The sequence below is a fragment of the Prochlorococcus marinus str. MIT 9313 genome (assembly GCF_000011485.1).
GTDB classification, from domain to species: domain Bacteria; phylum Cyanobacteriota; class Cyanobacteriia; order PCC-6307; family Cyanobiaceae; genus Prochlorococcus; species Prochlorococcus marinus_D.
On record NC_005071.1, the window covers coordinates 784,334 to 802,848 of the forward strand.

An 18,515-nucleotide genomic window follows, 5' to 3' on the forward strand; every position below is an offset into this window, starting at 1 on the left:
ACTTGTTCATCTCAGCAGATTGCTAATTGTTATCCATGACTTTTCCGCCCGAGGCATACCTGTGGTTTAAAACCCTCCACATTGTTGGGGTTGTGGTTTGGTTCGCCGGCCTTTTTTATCTTGTGCGCTTATTTATCTATCACGTGGAAGCCGCTGACTTGGAACCAACTGTCAAAAAAGCATTTGAAGAGCAATACACGCTGATGGAGCGTCGATTGGCAAATATAATCACCACTCCAGGGATGATTCTTGCCGTTTCCATGGCTGTTGGATTGCTAATCACCCAACCGAGTTGGCTTAATCAAGCTTGGATGCAAGCAAAGCTTGCTTTGGTGGCTGGGCTAATCGCCTACCACATTTTCTGTTATCGGCTGATGGGTCAGTTGAATCGCGGGGAATGCAGCTGGAGCGGCCGTCAGCTTCGTGCCCTAAATGAACTTCCAACTTTATTCTTAGTGTTAGTAGTGATGCTGGTTGTCTTCAAAAACCAGTTTCCAACAGGTGCAGCTACTTGGTTGATCGTTGGCCTTGTACTGTTTATGGCCGCGTCAATTCAGTTTTATGCACGATGGAGACGATTAAGACTTAGCCGACAATTGGAAAGCCCGCTAAATAATGGCTAATGTTCCTCATCCTCTAAGTGAAATCCTCTTGGGTGTTAGTTCTGAGAGTTGTCCAAATATTATGAATTTTCACTGTCATACTATTTGCAGTGATGGCAGCCTTGAGCCTGAGCTTTTAATTGCCCAAGCAAGCCAAAGAGGTTTGCAACATATAGCAATCACAGATCACCACAGCACTCAGGCCTATCATCCCATGACGGAATGGCTTGCTAGGCGAAGTAATCAAGGATTACCAGTTCCAAGACTTTGGAGTGGTTTAGAAATCAGTTGCTTGTTGAAAGGTTGTCTTGTCCATGTCCTTGCTCTTGGCTTTGAGGTTGGGCATCGTGCTCTTCATACCTATAACCAAAACAACTCTGCAACCGGGGGATCATTACAGGCTAAAGCTGTAAAAGAGGCGATTCATGAGGCCGGAGGATTGGCCGTGCTAGCCCATCCAGCTCGATACCGCGTGCGGCATGAACTTCTTATAGATGCAGCCGCTGAACTTGGCTTCGATGCTGGTGAGGCATGGTATGACTATGACTTTCAGACTAATTGGCATCCAACACCATTCATATGTGAAGCAATCGATGATCAGTTGAAGGGTCTTGGGCTAATGCGTACATGTGGCACTGATACTCATGGATTTGACCTCAGCGGACGCTAAATCCCATCTAGCTCATTAACATGACTATAGTTTTCAGATTATGCTTGGAAATATTGATCGATCAATGGTCTTTTTGTATGCTTAGGATAAGAACTCGTAATAAATAGAATCGCTGATACGTGATTACAGATAAGGCAACAAGTAGGTTTTACTTGATGGCATTAGCTTGGCATTAATAACCCCAGCCAACATCAAAAAATAATTCAGGGCCTTTATTAAAAATAAATCTCAATAGTTAGTCGATGGCATCAAAAGATAGGCTTTCATTTTCCAATGGATACCAGGTCTTGCTTTATAAATCTTTTAGTTACATGATGAGTTTCTGAAACCTTTTCAACTGGATGCATTACTTATCCAGAGCTTGAAATGATTACAGCCTTAGCAGTGAGCCGACTAGCGATGAAAAAATAATGCTGCAAGGTATTTACTCATCAATTTATCCCTTGATAAATTGTTCTTACTGCTATCAATGTTGACCCTTAAGGTAACTAATTGAGAGGGATTTGCATCGAATATAATGGTTAGAGAAAAAATCAGTATGGTTATTATTCAGGGGATCATTTAGCCGGCAAAAAGTCGTCTGGCGTTGATTCAATCTGAGCCTCACTGGTATATACAAGTTGTTTGAGTATTGCTATCTTGTCGAGCGATGCTGACTCCCACATGCCACGGTTAGCGGCTTCCAATAAGCGTTCGGCCATATCTCTAAGAACCCATGGATTATTGTCATGGAGGAAACGTTGAATATCTTTTTCTTCTAGCCATTGCTCACATAGAGCGCTATAACACCAATCTGGAATACGATCAGTCGTTGCATCATAAGCGAAAAGATAATCCAAACTTGCGCCCATTTCAAAAGCTCCCTTGTATCCATGTTGTTTCATACCATCGATCCAACGTGGATTCAACAATCGGCTACGTACAACTTTGTCGATTTCCCGTTCAAGTCGACTTAGCCTTGGACGCTCCCGTCGAGAATGATCTCCGAACCAAAGTTCAGGACGTTGACCTGAGATCACTTCCACAGCAGTTGCTAATCCACCGTGAAATTGGTAGTAATCATCTGAATCGAGGAGATCATGCTCGCGATTGTCTTGGTTGTGAAGCACGACCTGCACATCCTGCAAGCTGCGCTCAAGACCCTCTCGATCAAGGCTTGGATTAGATGCACCGTCATATCGCCATTGGCTCCAGCTCAAATAGGCCTCACCAAGATCGGAACGATCCTCCCAAGAGCCAGAGTCAATTAATGCTTGAAGCCCCGCGCCATATGCCCCTGGAGCAGAGCCATAGATTCTGCCTTGGGGGCCGTGCTTGCGCGTGGTTGCTGCCAAGGGATTAAATTTTTCATCTTCTTCTAGATTTGAGATGAGTTTTTGAGCCTGATGCACCCAACTCACAAGTTGGGGAAAAGCGTCACGAAAGAGACCTGAGATCCTTAGGACCACATCAACCCTTGGACGTCCAAGAAGGCTTAAAGGAATCACCTCTAGATCAATCATTCGCCTACTGGGACCATCCCAAACAGGTCGAACACCGATCAATGCCAGCAGTTGCGCAATGTCCTCGCCGCCATTTCGCATGGTTGCTGTTCCCCATACAGAAAGAGCAAGATGAGTTAGTGGCTCACCATGCTCAAGTAGATGTAAGTCCAACAACTGTTCAGCACTTCGCTGCCCCAGGTCCCAAGCTGCTTCTGTAGGTAGTCCACGTAGATCCACTGAATAAAAATTTCGGCCAGTAGGAAGAACTTCAGGGCGGCCACGAGTTGGTGCTCCAGAAGGGCCACTTGCTATACGGCGTCCAGAAACAGCTTTGAGGAGTGCTTCATATTCTTTCCTCGGACTAGTGATAAGGCGAGGCCAGAGATCATGTTCGATTCGTGAAATTAGGGGGTCACTTTTAGCAGACTTGAGCCAATCTCGTAGTGGCATTACAAGTAAGTTTTCATCATTGCCCTTCCTCTTTTCAATCTGCTTTTTGTCTAGAAGAACATTTAAAAACATCAAAGCTTGTTCTTCTATCCAGGCCACTGCATCGCCTTTTCTTCGAGCCTTATCAAGGCCAAAGCTGATTAAAACTTTACTGTCATGGTTAGAAAGTAACTCACCTTCTTCATCACACCAGGGATCACAGTTCAATTCGAGGCGCCTTGCGATGGCTTGTGTTAATCCTGGCTGATCCGAAGAAGGTGACCGTGCTATTGCTAGAAGAAGTTCAATAGCACTCTTATCAGATGGTGCTTGACCAAAGCGATGCAACCCTGTGCGAATTTGAGACTCCTTAAGTTCACAAAGATAGGCCTCAGCTTGTTCAAAACTTGTGATCAGTAGATCACGGCAACTTTCTGATTTATCGAAGACTTCGGGAAGCCCAGGAAAATTATTTAAGCGCAAAAGATTCAATAGTTCTTCCTCTAGTTTGTACACTCGTTTCGCACCCAGCTGTGTAGCCTCGACATATTCATCCAACAAAGACTCAAGCCTAAGTAAGTCTCCATGAAGCCCGGCTCGACCAAGTGGTGGGGTGAGGTGATCAATGATCACAGCAGCTCCACGACGTTTAGCTTGAGATCCCTCTCCAGGGTCATTAACAATGAAAGGATAAGCATGTGGTACTGCTCCAAGAGCAAGATTTGGATAGCAGGATTGACTAAGACCGACACCTTTACCTGGCAACCATTCGGCACTTCCATGTTTGCCAACGTGAATCAACAGATTGGTTGCATGTACCTCTCGCATCCAAAGATATTGAGCGAGATATCGATGAGGAGGTGGTAGATCAGGTGAATGAAGGTCAGCAATTTCATTGCTGTCGTAGCCACGACTCGGCTGAATCAATACCACGACCTGGCCAAAAAGCATGCCATGAATAGCAAAACCATCGGCTTCGAGATCGTCAGCTTGTTCAGGTAACCCCCAACGTTTAACAATCGGCTCACATGCTTCTACTGGTAAGGTTTTCCACCACTTCAAATACTGTGAAAGTGAGAGATATGAGAGTGGTTGTCGGTTTTGACTTTCTGGATCATTGGTACGCGATCTGAGTAGATATTTCATCAACTCCTTGCCATCGGCAGGAATCGGATTGCAACCGAGGTCATGTCCGCTCTCTTGTAACCACCCCAAAATGGACGCTGTGCTTGCAGGAGTATCCAGCCCTACTCCATTAGCCAGTCGCCCATCACGGACGGGGTAATTGGCCAGAACAAGGCTGATGCGTCGTTGGTTTGGCTGAGATTGTTGAAGCTTGATCCACGCCTTTACATGACTGACCGCCCATGCCAGTCCGTCATCATCAGGCTCCATGACCTGTACAGCTGTTGCGAGTGAGGCATTCGCCTGCACAGTTGAACGAAAAGCACCAGGCCGAGAAGTGATCCGCCCATCTAGTTCTGGCAGAACGACTTGCAATGAAAGATCTAGAGGGTCTAACCCTCTACTGCTGTTGATCCATTCATTGCGGGTGCGACCGCTGCTGAGTACTTGCACAACCGGTACATCCAAGGCCTTCCATAGATCTGAACCAAGCCCAGCTTCTTGAAACTGCACTGATGCAAACGAGGTGGTCGTCATCACTGCAGCGACGTTCTGTTGCTTAAGCAGGTGTTTTACGCCTTGCTGAACGGCAGGATCTCTAAGGCTGCTGACCCAGAGAGCACGCGGGACTAACCCTTGTGCACGAAGTTGCGTATTAAGGGCTTTTGGAAAGGCAAGATCTCCAGCCTGAGAAAGGGCGCGATACAGCACAACTCCCACCTTGGGCCCATCTTCATGTCGCCAATCCCAAGGTGAAGGGTCAACCATCGCCTTCAACACGATCTGATCAAGATCGATGGGAGTGCCTACGAGAAGTTGCTCAATGACTCGAAGAAACATCACCATGTTGTCCACACCACCTTCACGCATCAGCTCTGCGAGCCGATCAGCCAATGGGATGGGGTGGCTTCCGAGGGAATGAAGCTCAACATCCAAATCAGTAGTGCCAGAAAGAATCAGCAATTGACGAGGCGAGGCTCGTTCTTGCCAAATCCCAAGTTGTTCAAGCCCATAGCTCCAGTGACCCCGACCACCAAGAAGGCGAACAACGATGAGCTGGGCTTTAGATGCCGTCGTAGCGAGATAGTGATCAACCTGAGCTGGATGGGAAAGAGCGGCGAGAGGCAGCGCGCGAATACGACCCTTCCATGCCTGCTGTGATGGAAATTCAAGAACAGAGGCAAGAGTAGAAATATCTGTTCTCGCACTTGTCAGTAGAAGGATTTGTGCCTGTGGTTGTTCAACGAGGAGCACCTCCTCGGCTGGTCCTTCACCTGGCAGGCTTGCTAAACGATGCATTGGCTCATTCTTTGATGGGAAATGCCACGTATGAGACGAGGTAATGAGAAGATTTGGCCATTAGGGCCCTATCCAAGTAATGCATCAGTTCCTGCCTTATGCCTGGTTCCAGGGAGCTTGTGTTCCATTCGAAGAGGCCAAGATTTCTGTTGCCACACATGCTTTGCACTACGGCACAGGCGCTTTCGGAGGCATGCGTGCCATACCTGATCCCCAAAACAGCAACACCATGTTGCTCTTTAGGGCAGACCGTCATGCCAAAAGACTCAGTCAAAGTGCTCGATTGTTGCTGACGGAACTCAGCGAGACAAGAATTCTCTCAGCGCTTGAAGCAATGTTGCAGGCGAATCGACCAACCACTCCCATTTATCTACGACCTTTCGTCTACACGAGTGATCTAGGCATTGCGCCTCGACTCCACAATATTGAAACTGACTTCCTTATCTATGGTCTAGAACTTGGCGACTACCTATCTCCAGAAGGCGTGAGCTGCCGGATCAGTAGCTTTACGCGCCAAGAGGATCGCTCACTGCCGCTACGAGGCAAGATCAGTGGTGCTTACATCACAAGCTCTCTCGCGAAAACGGAAGCGGTCTTAAGTGGATTCGGTGAAGCATTGTTGCTCAATAGCAGAGGCAAGATCAGTGAAGCAAGTGGCATGAACCTATTCCTGGTCAGGGATGGTCAGTTGATTACCCCCGGTGTTGATCAAGACATTTTGGAAGGGATCACGCGATCCAGTGTCCTTGAACTGGCACGGGTGATGGGCTTATCTGTGATTGAACGCCCTGTGGACAAAACGGAACTATTTATTGCTGATGAGGTGTTCCTTACCGGAACAGCTGCAAAAATCACGCCAATACGTCAGATTGAATCAACCATATTGGCTACAGAACGACCGATTATGAATGCTCTTCGAGACCGTCTAATCGAGATAACTCAAGGACGTGATAAGGATTATGAGCACTGGATAACACGTATTTGTATGACTAATGACTGATTCTTGAGAAGAGCAACCGATCTATCAGTAAGGGGCTATCTAGGATCGCATCAAAGCATGAGAGACAGGATGACAGCAGGACCATTGGATATCACCAGACCAGAATCAGCTTTTTTGGCACGCCTCCACTCGTCAGAACGTCCTGTTCTTGTATTTGATGGTGCCACGGGTACATCCCTGCAAAAACAGAATCTCAGTGCTGATGATTTTGGTGGTGCATTACTAGAAGGATGTAATGAGAATCTTGTCGTTACTCGACCAGACGCAGTGAAGGAGGTGCATCGCCAATTCCTTGAATCAGGTTGCGATGTCATTGAGACAAATTCCTTTGGTGCTGCTTCCATTGTTCTTGCGGAATATGGATTAGAAGACCAGGCATTTGAACTGAATAGACAAGCTGCACAGTTAGCAAAATCAATGGCAGTTCAATACAGCACAAAAGATCAACCTCGTTTTGTCGCAGGATCCATCGGACCAACAACAAAGTTGCCAACACTTGGTCACATCGCATTTGACACGATGCGTGACTCCTTCCAAGAACAAGCAGAGGGACTATTAGCAGGAGATGTTGACCTTTTTATTGTTGAGACTTGCCAGGACGTCCTACAAATCAAGGCCGCATTGCAAGGAATAGAATGTGCATTCTTAAAAGCTAATGAACGTCGCCCTATCATGGTTTCAGTGACAATGGAAACCACAGGAACGATGCTTTTGGGGTCAGATATCGCTTCTGTTGTGACAATTTTAGAACCATTCCCTATTGATATTCTTGGTCTTAATTGTGCTACTGGTCCTGAACAAATGAAGGAACATATACGCTATCTGTCAGAACACTCACCTTTTACAATTAGTTGCATCCCCAATGCAGGTCTACCAGAAAATATTGGCGGGGTTGCTCATTACAGATTAAAGCCACTGGAACTAAAAATGCAACTCATGCATTTTGTTGAGGATCTTGGTGTTCAAGTCATAGGGGGATGCTGCGGTACAACTCCAGAACACACTTCTGCATTAGCAGAACTTGCAAAAGAGATGCGTGCTGCTCAAAGACCATGTCGACAAGGTGAAAACGAACAGCAACGCCAACTCTTCGGGTATGAACCATCAGCTGCTTCAATTTATGGAATTACTCCCTATCACCAAGACAATTCGTTTTTGATCATTGGTGAACGTCTAAATGCAAGTGGTTCGAAGAAAGTTAGAGAGCTATTGAATAGTGAAGACTGGGATGGTCTTGTTGGTCTTGCACGAGGGCAGCTTAAAGAGAATGCACATATTCTTGATGTTAATGTCGACTACGTTGGGCGTGATGGTGAGAAAGATATGAATCAACTTGTTAGCCGTCTCGTAACTAACATTAATCTTCCATTGATGCTCGATTCAACAGAATGGCAGAAAATGGAGGCAGGGCTAAAGGTTGCTGGTGGTAAATGTATACTTAATTCCACAAACTACGAGGATGGAGAGGAACGTTTCTTCAAGGTTTTAGATCTAGCAAAAAAATATGGTGCTGGATTAGTCATTGGAACCATCGATGAGAATGGTATGGCAAGAACAGCGATGCAGAAAGTCGCGATTGCAAAACGGGCTTATCGTGATGCAACTGAATATGGCATACCTGCTCATGAAATATTCTATGATCCACTTGCTCTGCCAATTTCAACTGGTATCGAAGAGGATAGGCGAAATGGCCTTGAGACAATAGAAGCAATACGAGTTATTCGTGAAGAGCTAGAGGCAGTACATGTTGTTCTAGGTGTCTCTAATGTAAGCTTCGGATTATCTCCAGCTGCCAGAATTACTCTCAACTCGGTATTTCTTCATGACTGTACAGATGCTGGAATGGATGCAGCTATAGTTTCACCTGCAAAAATTCTGCCTCTCAATAAAGTAAGTGATGAACAACAAAAGATATGTCGTGACTTAATAAATGACCACAGACGCTTTGAAAATGAGATCTGTACCTACGATCCTTTAACAGAGCTAACTAGTCTATTTGAGGGGGTTAGCGCTAAGGAAGCACGTGCTTCAGGCCCTTCATTGGCTGATTTGCCTGTTGAAGATCGACTCAAGCAGCACATTATTGATGGAGAGAGAATTGGTCTGAATGAAGCCCTCGATGAAGGTTTGGAATCGTACAAGCCTCTACAACTTGTCAATACATTTCTTCTGGATGGAATGAAGGTTGTTGGAGAGCTTTTCGGTTCAGGAAAAATGCAACTCCCTTTTGTTCTTCAATCAGCTCAAACGATGAAGGCAGCCGTTGCTTACCTTGAACCGTATATGGAAAAATCAGCAGGAGATAAATCATCTAAAGCAAAATTCCTAATTGCTACAGTAAAAGGCGATGTACATGATATTGGCAAGAATCTAGTTGATATTATTTTAACAAATAATGGCTATGAGGTGATTAACTTAGGGATTAAACAGGACTCGGCTTCAATTATAAATGCTCAAATGACACACCAGGCAGATTGTATTGCCATGAGTGGACTACTGGTAAAATCAACAGCATTCATGAAGAGCAATCTTCAGGAATTTAATGATTCTGGTATTACCGTTCCAGTGATATTAGGTGGTGCAGCTCTGACCCCTAGATTTGTAAACCACGATTGCAGCGAAGTCTATAAAGGGAAGCTTATTTATGGCAAGGATGCATTTACAGATCTAAGGTTTATGGACGCCTATGTCAAGGCACTTTCTAATGATCGTTGGGATGATTGTAGAGGGTTTCTTGACGGCACTCCTGATGGGTTGACACTAGGAGGGCAATCTACTGAATCTGATTCACCTCACTCAAGCAATGACGAAGATCCTCAAGAGGAAAACCAAAAGAACATCCAAGATATTAATTTAGCAGTTAATACTAATCGTTCTGAAAAAGTCAGCCAAGAAGACGCAGTCACTCCTCCATTCCTTGGTTCAAAACATCTGAAACTAGACAAAATTCCTCTTGACGAGATCATTCAATATCTAGACCGAAACGCTTTATTTTCAGGGCAATGGCAAATACGCAAAAGAAAGGATCAATCTCGTGAGCAATATGATCAGTATATTAATGATGAAATAGAACCAATATTGCAACATTGGCTCCATAGAATTCGTAACGAGTCACTTTTACATCCTGGAGTCGCATATGGGTATTTCCCTTGTGGTCGGAGAGATAATGATCTTTTAGTTTTCAATAGTGAAGGCCAAAGTTTGCTTGGCAAGTTTAATCTTCCACGCCAAAAAGGTGGTAATAGATATTGTATTGCTGATTTCTATAGAGACCTTGAAGGCGGCTTGCCTAAGGATATTTTACCTATGCAAGCTGTAACAATGGGCGAGAATGCGAGTATTTTTGCGCAGAAGTTATTTGAATCAGATGCATATACTGACTATCTCTTTTTTCATGGACTTGCAGTTCAACTGGCTGAGGCTCTCGCCGAATGGACGCATTCACTAATACGTTGTGAGTGTGGATTTAAATCAGACGAGCCTAAAACTTTGCAAGATGTACTTGCACAGCGCTACAGAGGCAGTCGCTTTTCATTCGGCTACCCTGCCTGCCCAAACGTTGGCGATTCTCGCCAACAATTGAATTGGTTAAAAGCCGACTTAATCGGTTTGACAATGGATCCAAATGATCAGCTACACCCTGAGCAGAGCACAACGGCTCTGGTTACTCTTCACAGCAAGGCTAGATATTTCAGTGCCTAAACTGAAAGCCTTTATTCAGCAATTTGAAAAAAGAATCCTGCTTTTCAATTTCAGGACAATCATATATCCCATGAGAAGTGAGCTTTTTGCCTGGTCTAATCCTGGCAAAGCGCCTCCATTGTATCGATCACTTCCTGTTGAAAATCGTCTAGTGAACCTGAGTCGCTGAGGTCAAGTCCTTCGCCTGCAGCGTTTTGGGTCAGTTCATGGAAGTGAAAAGCACCTTCCCCATTAGCGAGGAACTCGATAGCCGACGATTCACCACTTTCGCGAAAGGCATCGCAAAGAGCAAGGAAGGCGGCGTCTTCTGTGAACTCCCAATCCATTGAGGAGGCATATCTGATTGACCTTTAACGCCTGCCCCCCGTCATCCGTCAACCATCTCGAAGAAAAATGTGCCACTACTTCGGCAGACTCCTATGCTCAAAAAGAGGAGCTGTAGCTCAATAAAGTCAGTGATAGCAATTGATCTGCAAGGCAATGCGATCTTTCTGACACTGTTTGCCAAGGAATCTTTGGTGAAGCTTGGTCACATCGGATCAAGACGCATTATTGGAATTTGTTGCATTAGCTGCGCTTGCGACCTCCCTGCAACACCTCATAGCCATTAAGCAAGATTGGCCCTGGGAGCCTCTAGGGAGGCTATTCAAGGGCGGTTGCGGCAAATTCCCCATAGATGCCTACTGACACGCTTGTGAAGGCGTTGGCGGCGCATCGATGACCATTGGCCTCATCGTTGATCACCATGGTTCTGACCATTTGCTGAATGATTGGTTTAAGCACGTCTCACTAACCGGAAAAATATCTGTAAATAATCAATTTCGATCTGGCTTTTGGATGCAGCATTGCCTTTCGATCAATTTAAGTGCTGTACTAAACCTTTCTAAAGGCTTTCAGAAATAAAAAGATTTACTAGGCAAGCACTGCATAAGCATAGTTTTTCTTTGTAGAGATAATTAATAAAGGCACTAACAATAGCGCAGCTTGTGAATTACTCTAAACATTAACCGATATCCACCAGGCATAGGCTTATCATCATGTTAGATACAAAAAATTATCTTTATTGATAAATTATAGATATATGTAATGGTCACTAATCAAAAGAGGTTGTATTACGGCTATAGTTTATTTGGCTTTAAGGAATACCAGACTAGATGCTCGTGAAAGATTTCAAACATCCGGTCTATTGTAATTATTAAGTGGATCCAACAAAGCATTCGTATAGTCAGATGCTTTTTCGAATAATAGATTCTGATCTTAACATAAAATGATCTCTAAAATAGCCAGATTCTGCTATCATTCGCATAGGCAAAGAATTGATTTGCAGTTAATCTGTAATATCATTACAATATTGGCAGATTTCTCCAATTCTAAGTTTTTATGGATTTTTTAATACAATCTTTAGGCTGTGTTCAATGCTTGATCTGCAAATCATGGAATCAAACTGTTAAAAGGATTGACAGTTGCGCATTCAACTGCAAAAGTAATCTTATTAATTTATTTTTAATTTACCAATCAGGGCAAATTCTAGGATTATAAATTTTCCGTGAAAAATCAAGGTCATAATCTTCTCAATTTTTCAAAAGTAATACTATCTTGTGGTCTCATCGTGGCTGTCATTAATATCCTTCTAATCTCAATTCATAGTTTCCATCAAAGAACAGCAAGAAATCAACTTATGAACCTATTTCTGGAGGGTATGCAAGCCATAAAAGAAGACAAATCACTCTCAAAAAATTCGAAGAACGTTTCTTCGCAAACACCAACCTATTCTGCACTTCTCTCTTCTAAGGATGATGATTCCTTGTCTTTAGAGTTAAAAGTTGGTCTGATTAGCCAAAATCCACCAATACAAATAAAAATAAAGGATTTAGGGTTTTGTAAACTTCCCTCTGGGAGGCTTATTAACGAGCATACTCTAAATAATATGTTGAAGATAAAGAATACTCAGATTGCTGATATCAAATGTTTTGCCACAACCAGTAGCGGCATCCTAGTCAACAATCAGCCTTATAGATCTAAAGTTTATTTAGTTAACCGGAGCAATGGCTGGATTGCGGTTAACCAACTCTCGCTTGAGGATTATGTCGCTTCTGTTGTTGGTGCTGAAATGCCCAGTCTTTGGAATATGGAGGCTCTTAAAGCTCAGGCGGTTGCTGCACGTTCTTATGCGCTTGCCCATATCGCAAGACCTGTGAACAAGGATTTCCATCTCGGTGACACCACCCGTTGGCAGGCATACCGAGGGATAGCAAGCCAAACATCACGCTCTACGCAAGCAACTCAAGCCACCAAGGGAATTGTTCTTCGCTACAAGGGAGGAATTGTTGAAAGCCTTTATGCGTCAACGGCAGACATCAGTTTGCAAGCTCATGGCCACCTAGGAGCGAGCATGAGCCAGCATGGGGCCCAGAAATTGGCACGGAGTGGTTTGAAGTTCAATGAAATTCTTGCTAGGTATTACACAGGTGCTTCCCTAGCCAAACTACAAAGCCGTGGCAATTGAGCATTACTGGGATCAGGCGCTTGAACGCAGCACTGCAGCACAACTCAATGGTGCACTGGTACCTCTCAGCACCGAGCTCACAAGAATTCGAGCACGACAAGGAGAACCCTTTGAACTGCGCAAGCTAAAAGGCCACCCGCCATCTCATCTCCTAGCCAGAGGTCCAAAACCTAACCCGTTTTTACCTTGGGATCCAAGCTTGGAGGTTAGTGAAATTGGCATGAGACATGTGCTAATTCTCAACAAATATCCGGTTCAAAAGGGACACATGTTGTTGATCACACGTGAATGGGCCCCTCAGCATGGTTGGCTTAGTTATGATGACTGGGAGGCACTGCTAAGTGTTGATCAGGACACCAAGGGGCTTTGGTTTTTTAATAGTTCTCCAACGGCTGGAGCTAGTCAACCTCACAGACACTTGCAATTGCTAAGACGATGCGACGACGATCGCAGTTGTCCTCGACAGGAATGGTTTCAATCATTGGTAAACTCCTCACCCAGGGAAAGCTGTCAACTTACTCAATGCTGTGCTGCAACAGCTAGAGCACAGAATCATGATGCTCAAATTCATTATCAAGCTTATCTAACCCTTTGCGAAAAGATTGGACTTGGTAATCCGGCAGAGAATCAACATCCAAGACAACCATACAATTTGCTGCTCACGAAGGAATGGATGGCACTGATACTTCGAAGCCGAGAGGGAATTGCAGGCTTCAGCATTAATGCACTTGGATTTGCCGGTTACCTTCTAGCCACAGAAACATCTGATCTGGACTGGCTTAATCATCATGGGCCTGAGGCCTTGCTAGAAGGCGTGGTCAAGACGATTCAGTGATTTTACGGTTGTGCTGCAGGGCAATTACATGGATCTCTAGAGGGACAGGCGATCGCTAAGAGACCGCTTTTCACTTCCGGTTCAAATGATGAATGCCAAACTCAAACGTCGAAATAAGCAGATCGAAGAACATCTGCAACTCGTTAGGCCAATAGCACTCCACTACGCTTTTCGTACTGGACAGGACAAAGAGGACCTCACTCAGGTCGGAATGCTAGGCCTTATCCGAGCAGCACATTCTTTCAAACCAGTAAATCAGTACCATTTTCCGCCTTTGCAAAACCGCATATACGTGGTGCCATCCTTCACTACCTCAGGGATAGTGTAGGACCAGTTAAATTACCTAGACGAGTTGAGGAGCGAGCTCAGGCACTTCTCAGAGATTCAACCTTGATCGACAGAGCCAGTTTTTTTGAAAAGCTCAGTGCAGTCGATAGAACACTCATAGAGAGCTACAAGCAGAAAGGACGCTGGTACCCTCTCGATCATCAATTCCTAACAGCTGATAAAGATCAGTGGAGTGAACTGGTCAACAGGGAACGTAAACGAATGCTTATGAATGCTCTAGAGAAGCTCGATTGCCAAGAGTCTGCGGTGGTTGATCACGTAGTACTAAGAGGAGAAAGCCTTCGCAGTACAGCCAGTTACCTGGGGATCAGCTGCATGACCGTACAAAGACGTGTGAAGCGAGCGCTTCGGCGACTGGCTGTTGATTGCTCTGAGTTGTCTCCTGACGCTGATTCCCCTCTCAGGAAGCAGGATGTTGATCCCTCTGGATCTGTTGCTCCAAGGTCTCTATAGCTGCTTTCACTGCAGACAGGCGACGCTCTAGACCATCACGCAGGAAAAGAAGCATTTCAAGCTTCCTGTTCTGATAGTGACGACGACGGTCTGCCGAGTCAACATTTGAGCTGAGGCAAAAGGGAGAGAACATGCCGTTCCTACAGTTGGGTGAATCTTCGCGAAATTCTGCTAAGAGTGCGAAATTTCTTTCTTTGCGGTGTTGGCTGGTGTGACTAGGTTTGAATTGACGAGTTGCTCTAGGCTCTCGCCGCTCAACGTAACAAATCCATCCGGCTTAAAGGTGTCACAGAAGATCTCATTACTAGTCTCATTAAGTCTCTCGACTCTTGCCTGTGAGAGTGGTTTCGCAAAACCATCATGGTCATACGTGCCCTTAATGGCTGGACAGTCAGCACGTCCACTCAATGGAAGCTTTAATAAAGTTCCCGTTCTCCACTCCAACCAGCCGGAGACAGTTGTTGGTTCAGGAATACTTGTTAATACAGCTCCGGGCTCAGCAGTAGTCGTCCGTACAGGGCAACAATTAAGAAATGCAGAATTTACCTTTGACGGCAAGTTCGGGATTCACATTCATCATAAGTATTATCCTCGCGACAGACGTAAACTTGGCAACAGCCGAAAACGTGGATTGCTTACTGTTGCAGCAATAGCAAACAATCCAACAGATTCATCAATTGAACTTAAATTTGATCGAGGTTCAGTTAAAAATAGTTTTGAGGCTCCTTATCATTCGAATAAACTTATGGGTGTGAAGCCCCTGGGACCTCGTCCCTGGAATACAGGTCCGGGGGATGCAACAGCTGTACAGATGCTGCGAGGTAAATTGGACAGAAAGTTAGCAGATAATATTGTCATTCCACCTCATACTAAAAAAATTGTATTCACAACACAAATACCTGCAAGAGGGATTGCCAACGGACTGCTTAGTGGAACTAGCAACGGACCTTTTCAATTAGCTGTGGTTGCAGCAGAAGGGGCCACATCAGAAAAGAATCTGATCGCTATTCTTAATTCAAGGCGATTGGCGCCTGGACGTACTTATCTCAGTAGAATCGGTGAAATTGAAACGGGCAAGGTTTTTTCGCGTGTAGCAGGAGTAGCAATTGGTGATCACTATACCGCTAAACTAAATCATGACCTTAAACATGGTGCTCTTCATGTACCTCTTACCAGTACTCGTAAACATCATTTTGGCACAAGAGAGATCCAGGTCAACCGACTGGAAACTCGCATGATTGATTCTGCCGTCAATAATGTAGGGACTTACGGGGTACGTTTTGATATCACCCTTAATCTAAAAGGCTCAGGCACTCATCAATTAGTTCTAAGCCACCCTGCAGCAACAGAAAAAAAGAAACCATTCACGGCATTTCGTGGTTCAATCGGAATCAAGACTGAGAATAAATACAAAGAAGTTCATGTAGGACTACGCTCAGGACAAAGTCTTCCTATATCTGACCTAGAGTTGACAGAAAAAAAGGATAATCCTGTTACTATTAGTTTAGTCTATCCTGCAGACAATACACCGGGGCATCTGCTAAGTGTTGTTCCAGTTGAACAGTATACTCAGGCTATGCAGAAAGAAGGAAAGGCAAAGAAAGTAAAGCTGCCTGTGACAGCAAGTAATAATTATAATGCCCAACCATTAGCTCCAAAGCGTATAGCGAAAACAAAGGTTGTTGAGATGAACAGGAATTCGATGAAACAAAGACATCAAGACAATTACAAATTGAGCACAAACAAAAAGCAACTATTAACGAATGAATCCATTGGTCACAATTCTCCGGTCAACATGCCACCAATACTCATTTCCAATCCTAGTACAAATAATACTATGCCATCAGCAATTATCAATCCGCAAAGAGTCAATTCGAGCCTTAGAAAACACTACAACGAAGCCATAAAGGCACAACAGCAATGGTTGCATCAACTGCAAAACTAATAGGCTACCAACAGCTGATCGGGTTCAAGTGAAAGCGTCCGAAGACAATTCGAGGCGACGGATTACCGTTGAACTACCAAATCATCTAATCGCAAGACTTGATGAACTTAAAAGGGAATGGGGGTTAAGAGCTAGAGGGGATCTATTAGTACGTTTACTTGAAGAACTTTTTACCCCTCAAGAGAATGATCAAGATGATCAAAAGTTTGGAGAACTATATCAAATAAATGAGCAAGCTCCACTCGAAAATGATGATAATGGGTCATTGTCTAGATCTTTACCTAGCGAATACGATGAGACAAAAGCACTGGTTTTAATAGGGCGGGGGGCGAATGATAGAGGTAGACCTGGCGTTAAGCCAGAGGGAAACAAAGTAGAAAGTAGTTATGAAGTTAAGACAACACATCCAGTTGGGATTGATTTACCAGGCTTTGTGCGTAAACAAACGGATAATCTTAGAGAAAGTCTTGGCAAAAACAAATCAGGTGAGAATTCGAGGGACTTGCCCTTAGTTACAACAGTTGCTGATACTGATGTGATTGAAAGTCTTAATGCCGCAAATCGACACTGGATATCACTTTATGGAAATCCCCCAGGGGAGACAGTTGTTGAAGCTGCAATGATCTGGTTAGCAAGGGACATATGGCTTCATGTCGATGGCACTGATGGAAGGCCGTTCACATGGAGTGCAGCAAATCGTCTGATGACAGAACTCTGTTCAAGTTGGCAGGTTAAACCGGCGACCTTTGAGCTTGTGATGGTGGTTGCTGGGATTTTGGAGGATCCGTTTGCCTGCAAAAGCCTTTCAGAGAGAATGCCCACACTAATCCGCAGATTTGTCAATCGCTTTAAACGAAGTCGTCAGGTCACCTCGTTCCAAACACTTGAATCAACAATGACACTTCATGGAGCACTCAAACTACTCAAGCTGCCATCGCATGCTGGTGCACCAATGACACTTTCTACCATTCGAGAGGCCTACAAATTTCAGGCGATAACCATCCATCCGGACGCTGGAGGTTCAACAGAGGCAATGAGAAGGCTAAATGAAGCATATCAATTGCTTAAAGAGCTCTACCGTGAGAAACCCAATTAGTCTCAAAAGTCTGCTCTATGACTCAGTATTAGTCTAATAGCGAGACTATGTATATATATAGTAGATAGACGTGGAGAATCTTTTGTGGTTAAGCCAACATCAAACAACGAAAACAAAAATTGGGCTGAACAATCTCTATAGGGAAAAGTTCCATCTGCCAATGAGCTGCGGTAAAGCCATAAGCAAGCAACTCTCATATGTTTATTTAAAGACTTACGGCGAGACTACTAATAAGACTCATACAAGATAAAGTAGAGAAGGGATGGGTTATTGCTGTTGTTATCAGTGAAAAAAAATAATATTCTCAGATTCAATATTCGCTAATAACTCGAAGGGTGCGACGAGTTTATTGGAAAAACCCGGTTTACTTGTGCTCAAGGTGACCTTGTTCATCGGTCCACGCAGCGTCCAAGGACAGTACTACTCTTCAGAAAAGCTTGCTATCAAAGACTTTGTAAGCCTGCGTAACTGCATTTTACACAGGTACGCAGGCTTTCCTGTATTGCACTCCTGCCCATTGGGGTATGTGTAGTGGGGCGGAGTGGGGAAGGAGGCTAACCATTCAACGGTCGCGCAATAGCGCGCGGGGGGGGGGGGGGGGGTACGACACTACGCCTCTTTCTGTTCACATTGGGCTTATAATGAGACTAAGAAAGAGTCGCAGAATATACACCTAAGACACTGCGAATGGATCATCTTTCGTTTTGTGGACTTATTGTAAGACTATAAGCGAGTCTTATCTAAGACTTTAGAGTCCATGTTCGTAGTGTAAATTGTCAGATCGATGCAGCGCGTCATCAGGCTTGCTTGCCCTATTGAGTGGGATGCCAGGCCCGATCCACAATGTTTTGCCCCAATTATCCAGCAAGTAGCGATATGCTCAAAAAGCAAAATCTCAACTGAAATCGTGAACAATGCTTGTGAAATCCATTATTTCAATGCCGTAGTCCTGGCTAAACAAAACTCTTCGTTGTGAAGTGTCAGTTTTTTGCAATTGATTATCAAAAATAAGACTTGAGGG

The 18,515-nt window shown here is 44.5% G+C and carries 11 protein-coding genes and 1 pseudogene; 10 read left to right on the plus strand and 2 right to left on the minus strand.

The window, feature by feature from the left end; all coding sequences use genetic code 11:
* Positions 1–35: 35 nt before the first annotated feature.
* Both hemJ and AKG35_RS03790 read left to right on the plus strand, forming a co-directional pair.
* Complete coding sequence (hemJ, locus tag AKG35_RS03785) at positions 36–623, plus strand: protoporphyrinogen oxidase HemJ (RefSeq protein WP_011130103.1); 588 nt, start codon at positions 36–38, stop codon at positions 621–623.
* On the plus strand, positions 616–1,272 hold the full coding sequence (locus AKG35_RS03790) for a PHP domain-containing protein (RefSeq protein ID WP_011130104.1): 657 nt from the start codon (positions 616–618) through the stop codon (positions 1,270–1,272). The genes hemJ and AKG35_RS03790 overlap by 8 nt, the downstream gene beginning before the upstream one ends.
* Positions 1,273–1,829: 557 nt before the next feature.
* Here the strand turns inward: AKG35_RS03790 and cobN are convergent.
* The gene (cobN, locus tag AKG35_RS03795; protein WP_011130105.1) at positions 1,830–5,609 is read right to left on the minus strand and encodes a cobaltochelatase subunit CobN; all 3,780 of its coding nucleotides are present in this window, start codon (positions 5,607–5,609) and stop codon (positions 1,830–1,832) included.
* Between the two features lie 79 nt (positions 5,610–5,688).
* On the opposite strand from cobN, the gene AKG35_RS03800 reads away from it, so the two are divergent.
* Together AKG35_RS03800 and metH are read left to right on the plus strand one after the other, a co-directional pair.
* Positions 5,689–6,609: a branched-chain amino acid transaminase gene (locus AKG35_RS03800; protein WP_011130106.1), complete on the plus strand. Its 921-nt coding sequence runs from the start codon at positions 5,689–5,691 to the stop codon at positions 6,607–6,609.
* 57 nt (positions 6,610–6,666) lie between these two features.
* A complete protein-coding gene (metH, locus tag AKG35_RS03805; protein ID WP_011130107.1) occupies positions 6,667–10,311 on the plus strand; it encodes a methionine synthase in 3,645 nt (1,214 codons plus the stop codon).
* A gap of 95 nt (positions 10,312–10,406) precedes the next feature.
* Here the strand turns inward: metH and AKG35_RS03810 are convergent, their stop codons facing one another.
* Positions 10,407–10,637 carry a hypothetical protein gene (locus AKG35_RS03810; protein ID WP_011130108.1) on the minus strand — a complete coding sequence of 77 codons (231 nt, stop codon included), beginning with the start codon at positions 10,635–10,637 and terminating at the stop codon, positions 10,407–10,409.
* Between the two features lie 1,220 nt (positions 10,638–11,857).
* Here AKG35_RS03810 and AKG35_RS03815 point away from each other — a divergent pair.
* From AKG35_RS03815 to AKG35_RS03840, 6 genes and pseudogenes are all read left to right on the plus strand, one after another.
* Positions 11,858–12,817 carry a SpoIID/LytB domain-containing protein gene (locus AKG35_RS03815; RefSeq protein WP_011130109.1) on the plus strand — a complete coding sequence of 320 codons (960 nt, stop codon included), beginning with the start codon at positions 11,858–11,860 and terminating at the stop codon, positions 12,815–12,817.
* Positions 12,807–13,652 carry an ATP adenylyltransferase family protein gene (locus AKG35_RS03820; RefSeq protein WP_011130110.1) on the plus strand — a complete coding sequence of 282 codons (846 nt, stop codon included), beginning with the start codon at positions 12,807–12,809 and terminating at the stop codon, positions 13,650–13,652. The genes AKG35_RS03815 and AKG35_RS03820 overlap by 11 nt, the downstream gene beginning before the upstream one ends.
* A gap of 88 nt (positions 13,653–13,740) precedes the next feature.
* Positions 13,741–13,980: a sigma-70 family RNA polymerase sigma factor gene (locus tag AKG35_RS13745; RefSeq protein WP_041384327.1), complete on the plus strand. Its 240-nt coding sequence runs from the start codon at positions 13,741–13,743 to the stop codon at positions 13,978–13,980.
* Positions 13,923–14,453, plus strand: a pseudogene (locus AKG35_RS03830) (sigma-70 family RNA polymerase sigma factor); the annotation flags it as partial. The gene AKG35_RS13745 and the pseudogene AKG35_RS03830, both read left to right, overlap by 58 nt.
* A gap of 379 nt (positions 14,454–14,832) precedes the next feature.
* Positions 14,833–16,398: a DUF3370 domain-containing protein gene (locus tag AKG35_RS03835; RefSeq protein ID WP_236069652.1), complete on the plus strand. Its 1,566-nt coding sequence runs from the start codon at positions 14,833–14,835 to the stop codon at positions 16,396–16,398.
* A gap of 28 nt (positions 16,399–16,426) precedes the next feature.
* Positions 16,427–17,494: a molecular chaperone DnaJ gene (locus tag AKG35_RS03840; RefSeq protein ID WP_011130114.1), complete on the plus strand. Its 1,068-nt coding sequence runs from the start codon at positions 16,427–16,429 to the stop codon at positions 17,492–17,494.
* The last annotated feature ends 1,021 nt before the right edge of the window (positions 17,495–18,515 follow it).

What these genes read in the sequence shown, in the direction of transcription:
- hemJ (WP_011130103.1), top strand. Translation starts at nt 36, where the DNA reads ATGACTTTTCCGCCCGAGGCATACCTGTGGTTTAAAACCCTCCACATT.
- AKG35_RS03790 (WP_011130104.1), top strand. Translation starts at nt 616, where the DNA reads ATGGCTAATGTTCCTCATCCTCTAAGTGAAATCCTCTTGGGTGTTAGT.
- cobN (WP_011130105.1), bottom strand. Translation starts at nt 5,609, where the DNA reads ATGCATCGTTTAGCAAGCCTGCCAGGTGAAGGACCAGCCGAGGAGGTG.
- AKG35_RS03800 (WP_011130106.1), top strand. Translation starts at nt 5,689, where the DNA reads ATGCATCAGTTCCTGCCTTATGCCTGGTTCCAGGGAGCTTGTGTTCCA.
- metH (WP_011130107.1), top strand. Translation starts at nt 6,667, where the DNA reads ATGAGAGACAGGATGACAGCAGGACCATTGGATATCACCAGACCAGAA.
- AKG35_RS03810 (WP_011130108.1), bottom strand. Translation starts at nt 10,637, where the DNA reads ATGGATTGGGAGTTCACAGAAGACGCCGCCTTCCTTGCTCTTTGCGAT.
- AKG35_RS13745 (WP_041384327.1), top strand. Translation starts at nt 13,741, where the DNA reads ATGAATGCCAAACTCAAACGTCGAAATAAGCAGATCGAAGAACATCTG.
- AKG35_RS03835 (WP_236069652.1), top strand. Translation starts at nt 14,833, where the DNA reads ATGGCTGGACAGTCAGCACGTCCACTCAATGGAAGCTTTAATAAAGTT.